The organism is Sphingobacterium chungjuense (assembly GCF_011316935.1).
In the GTDB taxonomy this organism is placed as follows: Bacteria; Bacteroidota; Bacteroidia; order Sphingobacteriales; family Sphingobacteriaceae; genus Sphingobacterium; species Sphingobacterium chungjuense.
Window position 1 is genome coordinate 648,679 of sequence record NZ_WLYS01000001.1, and the last position, 11,936, is coordinate 660,614.

The following is an 11,936-nucleotide window of genomic DNA, read 5'->3' on the forward strand; positions in this document are numbered from 1 at the left end:
CATGAACAATTTGCACCATTTGGATGACGACGACGACGAGGTGGAAGGATACCGCAAAATCGATCAATACAACACCAAAGATGTGGAACGTATCGCGGCACATTACACTGATATTCTGGATGCTTTGGGTGAAAAACCAGAGCGCGAAGGATTAATAAAAACTCCCGAAAGAGTCGCCAAAGCTTTACAGTACCTCACGCATGGCTACAATGTGGACGCCGCAGGATTATTGCGCAGTGCCATGTTTGAAGAAGAATATAGTCAAATGGTCGTGGTGAAAGATATCGAAGTGTACTCCATGTGCGAACACCACATGCTGCCATTTTTCGGAAAAGCACACATTGCCTACATTCCGAACGGACATATCGTTGGCCTCAGCAAAATTCCGCGTGTGGTCGATGCTTTCGCAAGAAGACTGCAAGTACAAGAACGCCTCACCAACGAGATTAGAGACTGTATTCAAGAAACTTTGCAGCCAAGAGGCGTAGCCGTGGTGATGGAGTGCAAGCACATGTGCATGGCGATGCGTGGCATCCAGAAGCAAAACTCGGTAACGACTACATCAGCATTTACTGGGGCTTTTGAAAATGATGTAACTCGATCAGAATTCCTACGTCTGATCACCGCATCTTTAGATTAAACACACCTATATATATCATCAAGCCTGCCTTCCGCAGGCTTGATTTGTTACTTTCAAAATTCTTTCAAACAACTACAGCACAGTTGATTAACACTTTTTAACTTGTCTATGTGACGGGAATAAGTATATTTGTCGCGATGAACATGCCTGATGAGAAGTATAGCGAGTATCTGGAAAGCACCTGTGATCAGGAGCCAGCGCTATTAAAAAAGATCAATCGGGAAACGTATTTGAAGGAGACAAAAGCACATATGCTGTCCGGTCATTTTCAAGGTCGGGTCTTGTCGATGTTAAGCAAATTGGTGGCTCCGAAGCAGATTTTAGAAATCGGAACTTTCACGGGATACGCCACATTAGCTTTAGCAGAGGGATTACGTGCAGATGGCATTATTCATACAATTGACATTGATGAAGAATTGCATGATCGGGTACAGCACTATTTTGACCAAGCCGATCAACGAGAGCAGATTTGCTACCATTTAGGAGATGCGATAGATGTGATTCCGACTATTGAAGGGCAATTTGAGCTTGTTTTCATCGATGCGGATAAGAAACGAAACAAAATCTACTATGAGATGGTTATAGACAGGATTCCATCTGGCGGACTGATTCTGGTAGATAATGTATTGTGGAAAGGTCGCGTGCTAGACGAAGCACCCGACAGTCAGACTAAACAAATTTTAGAATTAAATACTTTTTTAGCGGCAGATCAACGTGTTGAAAAATTGATCTTGCCCATTAGAGACGGGCTTTTTGTGTTACGCAAAAAGTAATGGTTGAACCAAAAAAAGGACTATGTTAAAAAATTGGATGAAGGTACTATGTGTACTTTTTATCACGGTAACCATCGGCGCATCATTATGTACTGCACAAAGCAAATACACGCCGACAAGTTATCTGGAAAAACACAATAAAGCTGCCAAGCAGCTGATGCGGGAAACAGGAGTACCCGCTTCTGTCATCTTAGCAATCGCAATTCACGAAAGCGCCTATGGTAATAGTCGAATTGCCACATACCTCAACAATCACTTTGGCATCAAAGGTAAAAACAGCAGCAAAAAGATTAAATCTGCTTACAAAGATTACGATTCTACACTCGCTTCTTATCGCGACTTCGTAGAACTACTACAACGTAAAAAGTCCACACAACCTCTTTTCTTGAAGCACGACTCAGAAGATTACCAATCTTGGATAAAAGGAATCGCAAGATCTGGATATTCTACTTCTGGAGATTGGTCTCGCAAGGTCTTGGCGACAATTGATCGCTACGATTTGGATCAATACGACGAAAAGACGACGCTTAATTAAGCATACGTACACGGGTGATTTTTTTATTCCTATAATTGACTAATGGGATACAAGTTCGGGTTTGCCATACTCTTAAGCGCTTTGTTAGTCTTCTCTAGCTGTAGCTCGAGAAGACCGGGTACTTTACGCACCTCGAAGACCTATCCCTCGTCGTCAAATAATAAGCCTAATTCTTCCGTAAAGCCTGGCGGATCAGCAACTAACACAAGTGGCAATACTTATATTGACCGGTACAAAAGCATTGCGATAGCGGAAATGAATCAATATGGCATTCCTGCCAGTATCAAGTTAGCTCAGGCTCTTTTAGAGTCGGGTAATGGCAACAGCTATCTAGCAACACAAGCAAACAACCATTTTGGAATCAAGTGCGGTGGCGTGTGGAGAGGACGCAGCATTACTCGGCCGGATGATGGTCAGAACGATTGTTTTCGCGTGTATAATAACCCCGACGATTCTTTCAAAGACCATTCTCAATTTTTACTCCGCAAAAGATACGAAGCGCTTTTCGCACTTAAAAAAGATGATTATAAAGGTTGGGCTCACGGACTTAAAAAAGCCGGATACGCCACCAATCCCCGTTATGCCTATTTGTTGATCGATCTCATCGAGCGATACGATCTGCACCAATATGATAGAGCAGAAACCTACGTCGAGCAAGAGCGGCGCGAAGTGCAGGTTGAGGAGATTATCATGGAAAAAGAAGTATTTGAGGAGGTCGTGCCGCCAGAGGAAGTAAAGAAGCCTGTGGCCATGATCATTTACCAAGTCAAAGCCAACGATACGCTGTATAGCATCGGTCAGCAATACGGTCTGTCGGTAGAGGAGCTGATCCAAATTAATGCCTTGGAAGACGAAAATCTTGACATCGGACAGCTCATCATTGTTTCCAAATAAAGTAGCATCTCCAAAAAGATGTTAAATATTATAAATCTTCTCTCTGAACATGTAGTTTTACGGTAGTGAACCTATTCATCTATATCATCGCCTTTATGCTATCCATTCTACCTTTGTTTTTGCAGGGGCAGATTCAACTGGAAGGTATTGTCTATGACGAAGAATCTAAAGATCGATTAGGGAGAGTACAAATCTACAATCCCAGAACGCACCAGCGCATATTTAACAATGCCAAAGGCGAATTCCGCTTAGAGGTAGAACCGACCGATACACTCGTTTTTATCAAGGATGGTTTTTTGGCAGATACCCTTGCTGTACCTCACAACCAAATTCTGGTTTTATCCATGTTGCGCGATTTTCGGTATATTGAAACCGTGAAAGTCAATGCGCGCCGATCGCCGATCGAGATCTACGAAGAATCCAAGCGAGTGTATCGAGATGCGTACAACTTAGCAGATCCGGGATCGCTTATTAGTGTAGGACCAACCGGAGCTGGATTAAGTATCAATGCCATCTATAATTTATTGAGCAAAGAGGGACGTAATGCCCGCAGATTTACCGCGTATATGCAGCAAGTCTATGAAGATAACGTTGTTGACTCTATCTTTACACCTGACCTTGTATATAACTTGCTCGGACTTGAGGGTGATCAACTTCAAAATTTTATGATTCGATATCGCCCTTCGTACGCATTTGCCACACGCGCGAGTCATTATCAGTTGACACAATACATAAAAAGTAAATACAATATGTTTAAAATATTGCCAGATTTGCGACCTTTGCCAGAACTACCCAAGGTAGACTTTGACGTTAAACAAGAAAATTAAGTATGAAACAGGTAATTTACTTCGTTGCGATAGCAACATGTGTAGGCTTGGGGTATAATGCCAATGCACAAGATTTAAAAGATCTTCGGGCACTGCCAGATACCAGTATCGTTGGTAGCCGTGCCAATAAACCACTAAGCATTCGCAATGTAAAAGTACCTATCCCTGAATTGGGTTTATCAGTGGATTATTGGAAACACTGGACCAAGCTTGGACTAAATTTGAATCAAGCTTCTTTTAGTGATAACTGGAAAGATGGTGGTGTAAATTCTATGGCATGGTCTACTACTGCTTGGCACAAATCGGAATATAATCGTAATGATTTTAACTTTACCACCGAGGTGGATTTACGCTACGGTGTATTAGCAAATGACGATCAATTAAGTAAAAAAAATATAGATCGAATTTTTTGGGATAATAAATTGGCCTATAAATTTTCCAGCAGATGGTCAATCTTTACCTCAGTAGTATTTGAGTCAATTTTCGCTGCCGGATATAATTACGCAAGAGAAGACGGCGTTGAAGTGCGAGGCAGGAAAACTGCAGCATTCATGTCGCCTGGGTATTTAACAGAATCACTGGGTTTGGAGTATAAGCCAGATGACACCTTTTCCCTACGTTTCGGTACTGGTACAGCTCGTCAGACATTCGTGCTGGATGATAGCGTACGCGAAATTGCAGAAGACGAAGATGGAGTTTCCAGATTGCAATCAGCATTTGGTGTAGAACCTGGCAGAATTATGCGTAATGAATTAGGTTTTCAATTGGTAGCCAATTTGGATCGTAACCTATCTAAAAATCTTAACTTAAAAGCGAGGTATGCATTATTGGCGGACTATTTGGAGATTACTCGTCCAGATCATAGATTAGATGCCACGTTGACGGCAAAAGTAAGTGGTATAATTAGCGTAACTGCTACTGGTGTCATGTGGTACGACCGTACACGTATTATGGAGGGAGAAAGTCGCGCGCGCGTACAATACAGTCAAGCATTAGCGATGGGTGTACTATTTAATTTCCCAAGACAATAAACGATTGGTTTACTTTCGCGAATTAGAAAAAGATCGCTCATAACAAGATTAAAGTAGAAGCTCAAAATGATGAAATTTAAATGGCTTGCGTGTGGAATGATTTTGTTAGTAGCGACTACGCAAAGCTGTTCTAGTTCCAAGAAAAAGACCAAAGCAATTGTGGCTCCCGCGGTCGTTAAGACCACTCCTTCTTCAGAGTCGATCGTGATAGATATTGAAGAGCAGCGCGTAGTAGAAAGCAATACCGCTGTCGCGCAGTCGCAATCCACCGTTACACCAAACACACAGTTTGAAAATATCCAGCAATCAGTCTCTACACCAGAGCGAGAGGTCGCAGAATTGCATGCAACAGGTATTCAACGCAATTACGATTTTGCACCTACCATACATTACGATCTGCGCAAACCGCAATTTGTGATGATCCATCATACGTCGCAAAACAGCATTGCGCAAACCATCAGAACCTTTCAATTAGCACATACACAAGTAAGCAGCCATTATGTGATCGGGAGAGACGGACAAGTCGTGCAAATGCTCAATGATTATCAGCGTGCTTGGCATGCCGGAGCCGGAAAATGGGGAAATATTACTGATATGAACTCCGTGTCAATCGGAATAGAATTGGATAATAATGGCAACGAACCGTTTCCAGATTTGCAGATCAACGCTTTGTTGATTTTGTTGAATAATCTCAAAAGCAAATACCGTATTCCGCAAACTAATTTTATTGGTCATTCCGATTATGCTCCCGGTCGTAAAGATGATCCAAGCACTTACTTTCCTTGGGAAACCTTGGCCGAGCGTGGATTTGGAATTTGGTACAATGCAAACTATCTTGCACCACCGCCACCCACATTTAATAGTACGGACGCTTTGCGTATTATTGGTTATGACACTTCCAATTTGCGTACTGCTGTGCGTTCTTTTAAGAAGAAATATATTCGTACTGATGTATCATCCGAATTAACACCTTATGACATCATGATTCTTTACGATCTATATCGCAAATTCTACTAGAAAATAGTGGTCTTTTTAAATCGCCTTCGCGGGTTCTCGATCGTACAATTCCGGTCGGAAACGAAAAGATGGCGTCATCCAATACAGTAAAACAATCCGCGAATACCGGTAATTGAAAGGCGCTAAAATAATCACCGCCGCACAAGCTACGGTCAAATATAGCCAAGGTGATTCTGCATCGCCCGTAATCACATAAGTCGCTACGCAAGAGGCAATCAATTGTGCCACCACGAATACGTAACTCACATACATGGCTACGTAGAAATATCCCGGCTCTTTTTCAAACATAAGCTCACAATGAGGACATACCGTTCTCATCTGACGAGCAGAGCGACTCAAGCTAAAGATAGATCCTTCAAACATATTCCCCCGTCGGCAGCGTGGACATTTGCAATTCCAAGCACTTTGGACTGCACTAGGATAGTTTCTTTCGTCTGTATCTTTCATAACTAAAATGATTTCGTTGGTTCTGAGCATGCTGCAAATATTACTCAGACACCATTTTTACAAAGATACCACTTACAAGTAGCATTATTAAGACGCGCTCATCAACACAGCCTACAATAATCATTTTCTAAAAATATCACTCCTTTCGTTGCAATTTTTAAACAAAACCCTATATTTACGTTACGAAAGAGACAACATAAACACCAAAATACAACTAACTAACCTTGTTATTAACAAAATGCTACGCAACAGCGCAGCGTACAAAGGAGTGCTACCAAAAGTAGGACTCCTTTGTAATTTTCGACGACCGACCTCTTCGGAATAAATGCCTAGCACTTGCTTGCATCGGTAAGGTTTTTGTACATTCGTACTCAAACTGGTATTACGAGTGGATATTCAAGAGATCATCAAAAAATATGGCGCCTCCGAGCAGCTAACTACCTTAGGCAAAGAGATCACCAAAAAAAGTCCAAAAATTCATGCAAAAGGATTAATCGGATCGTCAGATGCTGTCGTAGCAGCCAGCCTCTACGAGTTGCAGCAACGACCATTTGTCTTTATTTTGCCTACGCACGAGGATGCTTCCTTTTTCTTGGCGGATTTAGAAAGTCTGTTCGACAAGCAAATTTTGTTTTTCCCTTCATCTTTCCGCAAAGCATACGATTTCACCCAGCTCGACGGCACCCACGTATTGCAGCGTGCAGAAACATTAAGTTCTTTGCACCATGTTTCCGAATTGCCAAAAATCGTCGTTTCCTATCCAGAAGCTATTGCGGAGAAGGTCATCAACAGGGACGATCTAGAAAAAAACACCTTAGAAATTCGCGTCAACACCAAATTAAGCATCGATTTCATCAATGAGTTCTTATACGAATACGACTTTGAACGCGTCGATTTCGTATACGAACCCGGCCAATTTGCTATTCGTGGAGGAATTGTTGATATTTTTTCATTTTCCAATGACCTGCCCTACCGCGTAGAATTTTTCGGAGATGAGATTGAGACGATACGCACATTCGATATCGAGAGCCAAGTATCGGTCAAGAAGATCAATTCGGTCACGATCGTGCCCAATGTGCAGGCAAAATTTTTGTCTAACAACCACATATCGCTATTAGAATACATCTCTAATGATGCCGTGATCTGGATTAAGGATGTACAATTTACCCTGGATATCTTGCGCGAAGGTTATCAGAAGGCAGCCCAGTTTTGGAAAGCCCTTTCTGAAGACGACGTCAAAAACAATCCGGAATGGGTAGATCCTCGTTTCACCTTTTCGGACGACAAGAATGTAAATGCGATGCTTTTTGAGTTCCCAATCATCGAATTTGGAAAGCAGTTTTTTTATAATGCAGACGCCACCATACAATTTGATACGCATCCGCAACCCTCTTTCAACAAGGATTTCAACCTACTCATACACAATCTCAAAGAAAATGAGCAAAAGAAAGTCACGAATGTGATCTTTTCGGACTCGAATAAACAGGTCGAGCGCATCTATGCCATTCTGGATGATTTGGACAAATCCGTACAATTTACGCCCGTTTATAAGGCGCTTCGCGAAGGATTTCGTGATGACACCATTCGAGTGGCCTGCTATACCGATCATCAAATCTTTGATCGCTATTATAAATACAAGCGCAAAAAGGGATACGAACGTTCTCAGGCCATTACACTAAAAGATCTGCGCGATCTTAAACCGGGAGATTTCATCACACACATTGACCACGGAGTGGGCAAATATGCCGGACTGGAAAAAGTAGAGGTGAGCGGCAAAACGCAAGAAATGATTCGGCTCATCTATGCCGACAATGATCTACTGTACGTTAACATCAACTCGCTGAATCGTATTTCTAAATACACCGGCAAGGAAGGTGCTATTCCTAAAATGAATAAGCTCGGCACCGACACTTGGGAGAAGCTCAAGAAAACCACGAAGAAGAAGGTAAAAGATATTGCCCGCGATTTGATTAAGCTTTACGCGAAGCGAAAAGCACAAACCGGAAATGCGTTCAGTCCTGACACCTATTTGCAGAAAGAGCTAGAAGCATCCTTCATTTATGAAGACACACCTGATCAGGAAAAATCTACGGCCGATGTAAAACGCGATATGGAATCACCACATCCGATGGATCGCTTGGTCTGTGGTGATGTAGGTTTCGGGAAAACCGAAGTGGCGATTCGAGCCGCTTTCAAAGCAGTAGCCGACAGCAAACAGGTGGCTGTATTAGTCCCGACTACGATCTTGGCACTGCAACATTATCGCACGTTCTCTGAGCGTCTAAAAGATCTGCCTGCCAATATTGATTACATCAACCGATTCAAGACCAGCAAGCAGATCAAAGAAACCTTACAACGACTAGTCGAGGGGAAAGTAGATGTCATTATCGGAACGCATCGTCTGGTGAGTAAAGATGTGAAGTTTAAGGATTTGGGGTTAATGATTATCGATGAGGAACAAAAATTTGGCGTATCGGTCAAAGAAAAGCTGAAGCACATGCGTGCTAACGTAGATTCGCTGACGCTAACTGCTACACCAATTCCGCGAACGTTGCACTTTTCCTTGATGGGCGCGCGCGACTTGAGCATTATCTCTACGCCGCCGCCCAATCGTCAGCCGGTACAAACGGAATTACATGTATTCAATGATGCACTCATTCAAGAAGCCGTTTCATTTGAGCTGGATCGTGGTGGTCAGGTTTTCTTCATCCACAATCGCGTGGCCGACTTAAAGCAATTGGGCTTATTGATCCAGAAGCTCGTGCCGAATGCCCGCGTTGGTGTGGCTCATGGCCAGCTCGAAGGTGATGATCTGGAAGATGTGATGTTGAAATTCATTAATCACGATTACGATGTCTTGATCGCGACCACCATTATTGAGGCGGGATTAGATATTCCAAATGCCAATACCATCATCATCAACCAAGCGCATATGTTTGGCTTAAGTGATTTGCACCAGATGCGCGGTCGTGTTGGTCGATCCAACAAAAAAGCATTTTGCTATTTGTTGAGCCCGCCATTATCTACCTTGACCAATGAAGCTTACAAACGACTTTCAGCGATTGAAGAATTCTCGGAACTGGGATCTGGATTCAATGTTGCGATGCGCGATTTGGATATCCGTGGTTCTGGAAATTTATTAGGTGCCGAACAATCGGGCTTTATCGCCGAAATTGGTTTTGAGATGTATAACAAGATCTTAGACGAAGCCGTACAAGAACTGAAAGATGATGAGTTTGGTGAGCTATTCGCCGATGATCAGAATCGTACTTACGTAACTTTTACCCAGATCGATACCGACTTAGAAGTATTGATCCCAGATGAATACGTAACCAATATCTCGGAACGCTACAACCTGTATACTGAGCTTTCGAAGTTGCAGAGCGAATCGGAACTCGATGGCTTTGCGAAAGCCTTGGAAGATCGTTTTGGACCCATCCCTGCTCCTGTTTTCCAATTATTTGACACGCTGCGACTGCAATGGTTGGGCAAGGAAATAGGCTTAGAAAAGATCACCTATAAGAAAGATACGCTAAAAGGTTTTTTCGTATCGAATGCGAAATCCAGCTATTTTGAATCGCCACAATTCGGCCAAGTGCTTACTTTTGTGCAACAGCACGCGGCCATCAGTAACTTGAAAGAGGTAAAAGGACAACTGCGCATCGCAATCAGCGGCGTCAGCTCGATCGAATATGCGCTCCATCTACTTCGGGAAATGCGCACCGTGACGGCTTAAAATAATGGCTAACGGTATATATAAGACAGGGATCTGTGCATTATCACAGATCCCTGTCTTATTATTTTATCGTGCTGAAGGTATCAGCGAAAATGCGTGAATTACCAACGACCGCTTGCGCCGCCACCGCCAAATCCACCGCCACCAAATCCTCCGAAGCCGCCACCGCCGCCGCCTCCGAAACCTCCGCCAAAGCCGCCACCTGAGCTGCCGCGACCACCGCCGCCACCCATTTGGCTCAACAAGGTCCACCAGAAAAGATCAGAAGCACCTTTGCCGTTCATCATTTTGCCACCACCGCCTTTGCCACCTCCTTTGGAGAAGATAGAAAAGAGGATAATGATAATAAAGAAGATCACGACAACTGGAACGCCACCGCCAGCCCCAGAGTTACCTTTCTGTTTCGGATCCGCTTTGTATTCGCCTTTGGTATACGAGATCAGCGCATCAACGCCATTTTCGATTCCTTGACCATAGCGACCACTTCGAAAAGCAGGCTTGATTTCATTTTCAATAATACGATACGCAATCACATCGGGCACGGATCCTTCGATCCCATAACCGGTGCGAATGGTCACGGCTCGATCTTCCAAAGCGACCAAAAGCAGTATCCCGTTATCGTATTTCTTATTGCCAACGCCCCAATGCTTTGCCAGACGATCGCCATAATCGGCTATATCATACTCGCCGGTAGATTGCATCACTACAATGGCCAATTGAATAGAAGTAGAATCCTCAAAACTCAATAACTTCTGCTCTAGCTGGCGCACTTCGGATTGGCTTAAAGCACCTACAAAGTCGCTGACTAAACTTTTTGGCTGCGCCGGAAAATCTTGCGCAATCGCCAGATCAGAAATCCAAAGGCTTAAAAATGCCCAGCAGAAAACCGTTTTGAATAGCGACGCGGAAAGCACCTTTGTTTTAATTTTCACCAAAGTGTATATCATCTGGAAGTTCATTAACATCATCTTGTCCCTTCGGGAAATAAATCCCTAATTGTTCGCCCGCTTCTGTAATACCCGCAATCAGACCACGCGCCACATGGCCTTCTTTGAAATGATCCAGCATATGCGACGACACCGTTTCCCAAAAATCGGCTGGAACTTTTTTATGAATTCCCGAATCACCAATAATGGCATACGCATGATCATCGTGCGCCAAATAGATCAACACGCCGTTGTGCAGTGCCGTAGCACCCATGTTTAATTTATCAAAATAATGAGTAGCTCGATCTAGCGCTTCGCCTTCCTTGAGCTTACGCTCTACGACCAATCGGATCTCACCAGAAGTATGACTTTCGGCCAAGCTGATTGCCTGCACGATTGTATCCTGCTCTTGCTGTGTAAAAATATCCATGTTTCTCTTCCTGTGTAAGGTTTAACAAAAACGCTTCCAGAGTGTGCTCTGGAAGCGTTAAATTTTAGAAAGAGACCGTTGGTGCTTTATCCGATCCTTCTGCCGCTGTGAATGTTCCTTTTGCTTTGAAGCCAAACATCCCAGCCATTATATTATTTGGAAAACTACGCACAGTCGTATTAAAGTCTTGCACCGCTTCATTGTACGCACGGCGCTCTACCGAAATTCGGTTTTCTGTACCTTCCAACTGCGCTTGCAATTCACGGAAATTTTGGTTGGCTTTCAAGTCTGGATATGCTTCGACACTCACCAACAAACGACCGATTGATTGCGAGAACGCATCCTGTGTTTGCTGAAAGTTCGCAATTTCCTCTTCCGATAGGTTCGAAGGATCTACGGTCACCTGCGTTGCTTTAGCGCGCGCTTCAACCACCGCAGTCAAGGTACTTTCTTCATGGTTTGCCGCTCCTTTTACCGTCGACACCAAGTTTGGAATCAAATCCGCTCTACGTTGGTAGGCATTTTCTACTTGAGCCCATTTACCTTTGACATTCTCGTCTTTGGAAACCATCGTATTGTAGCCACATGAGCTTAAAGATACTGCCGTAAACAAACTCACAACAGTTAGCATTAAAAATCTTTTCATCTGTAATGTTTTTCTTTTCTATATGGATAAATAT

Annotated in this window: 12 protein-coding genes; 8 read left to right on the forward strand and 4 right to left on the reverse strand. The window is 43.3% G+C overall.

The features are described 5' to 3' along the window. Position 1: 1 nt before the first annotated feature. The 7 genes from folE to GKO22_RS02995 all read left to right on the forward strand — a co-directional run bounded on the left by folE (position 2) and on the right by GKO22_RS02995 (position 5,717). A complete protein-coding gene (gene folE, locus GKO22_RS02965) occupies positions 2 to 640 on the forward strand; it encodes a GTP cyclohydrolase I FolE (protein ID WP_166332600.1) in 639 nt (212 codons plus the stop codon). Between the two features lie 137 nt (positions 641 to 777). After that, positions 778 to 1,413, forward strand: coding sequence for an O-methyltransferase (locus GKO22_RS02970; RefSeq protein ID WP_166332940.1), 636 nt, complete (start codon positions 778 to 780; stop codon positions 1,411 to 1,413). A gap of 22 nt (positions 1,414 to 1,435) precedes the next feature. Then, complete coding sequence (locus GKO22_RS02975) at positions 1,436 to 1,948, forward strand: glucosaminidase domain-containing protein (RefSeq protein WP_166332601.1); 513 nt, start codon at positions 1,436 to 1,438, stop codon at positions 1,946 to 1,948. Between the two features lie 42 nt (positions 1,949 to 1,990). Then, on the forward strand, positions 1,991 to 2,842 hold the full coding sequence (locus GKO22_RS02980; protein WP_166332602.1) for a glucosaminidase domain-containing protein: 852 nt from the start codon (positions 1,991 to 1,993) through the stop codon (positions 2,840 to 2,842). 95 nt (positions 2,843 to 2,937) lie between these two features. Further along, a complete protein-coding gene (locus tag GKO22_RS02985; RefSeq protein ID WP_166332603.1) occupies positions 2,938 to 3,669 on the forward strand; it encodes a hypothetical protein in 732 nt (243 codons plus the stop codon). A 2-nt stretch (positions 3,670 to 3,671) separates the two neighbouring features. After that, positions 3,672 to 4,700 (forward strand): DUF3078 domain-containing protein, encoded by a 1,029-nt coding sequence (locus GKO22_RS02990; RefSeq protein ID WP_166332604.1) that lies wholly within the window; start codon positions 3,672 to 3,674, stop codon positions 4,698 to 4,700. 66 nt (positions 4,701 to 4,766) lie between these two features. Further along, a complete protein-coding gene (locus GKO22_RS02995) occupies positions 4,767 to 5,717 on the forward strand; it encodes an N-acetylmuramoyl-L-alanine amidase (RefSeq protein ID WP_240920090.1) in 951 nt (316 codons plus the stop codon). A 15-nt stretch (positions 5,718 to 5,732) separates the two neighbouring features. Here the strand turns inward: GKO22_RS02995 and GKO22_RS03000 are convergent, their stop codons facing one another. Further along, positions 5,733 to 6,164: a DUF983 domain-containing protein gene (locus GKO22_RS03000; protein WP_166332605.1), complete on the reverse strand. Its 432-nt coding sequence runs from the start codon at positions 6,162 to 6,164 to the stop codon at positions 5,733 to 5,735. 388 nt (positions 6,165 to 6,552) lie between these two features. On the opposite strand from GKO22_RS03000, the gene mfd reads away from it, so the two are divergent. Beyond that, the gene (gene mfd / locus GKO22_RS03005) at positions 6,553 to 9,900 is read left to right on the forward strand and encodes a transcription-repair coupling factor (RefSeq protein WP_166332606.1); all 3,348 of its coding nucleotides are present in this window, start codon (positions 6,553 to 6,555) and stop codon (positions 9,898 to 9,900) included. Between the two features lie 101 nt (positions 9,901 to 10,001). On the opposite strand, the gene GKO22_RS03010 is transcribed toward mfd, so the two are convergent. The 3 genes from GKO22_RS03010 to GKO22_RS03020 form a co-directional block, all read right to left on the reverse strand. Continuing rightward, positions 10,002 to 10,832, reverse strand: a complete 831-nt coding sequence (locus GKO22_RS03010) for a TPM domain-containing protein (protein WP_317165694.1) — start codon at positions 10,830 to 10,832, stop codon at positions 10,002 to 10,004. After that, a complete protein-coding gene (locus GKO22_RS03015) occupies positions 10,822 to 11,256 on the reverse strand; it encodes a TPM domain-containing protein (RefSeq protein ID WP_166332608.1) in 435 nt (144 codons plus the stop codon). The genes GKO22_RS03010 and GKO22_RS03015 overlap by 11 nt, the downstream gene beginning before the upstream one ends. 64 nt (positions 11,257 to 11,320) lie before the next feature. Then, positions 11,321 to 11,902 carry a LemA family protein gene (locus GKO22_RS03020; RefSeq protein ID WP_166332609.1) on the reverse strand — a complete coding sequence of 194 codons (582 nt, stop codon included), beginning with the start codon at positions 11,900 to 11,902 and terminating at the stop codon, positions 11,321 to 11,323. Positions 11,903 to 11,936: the final 34 nt, after the last annotated feature.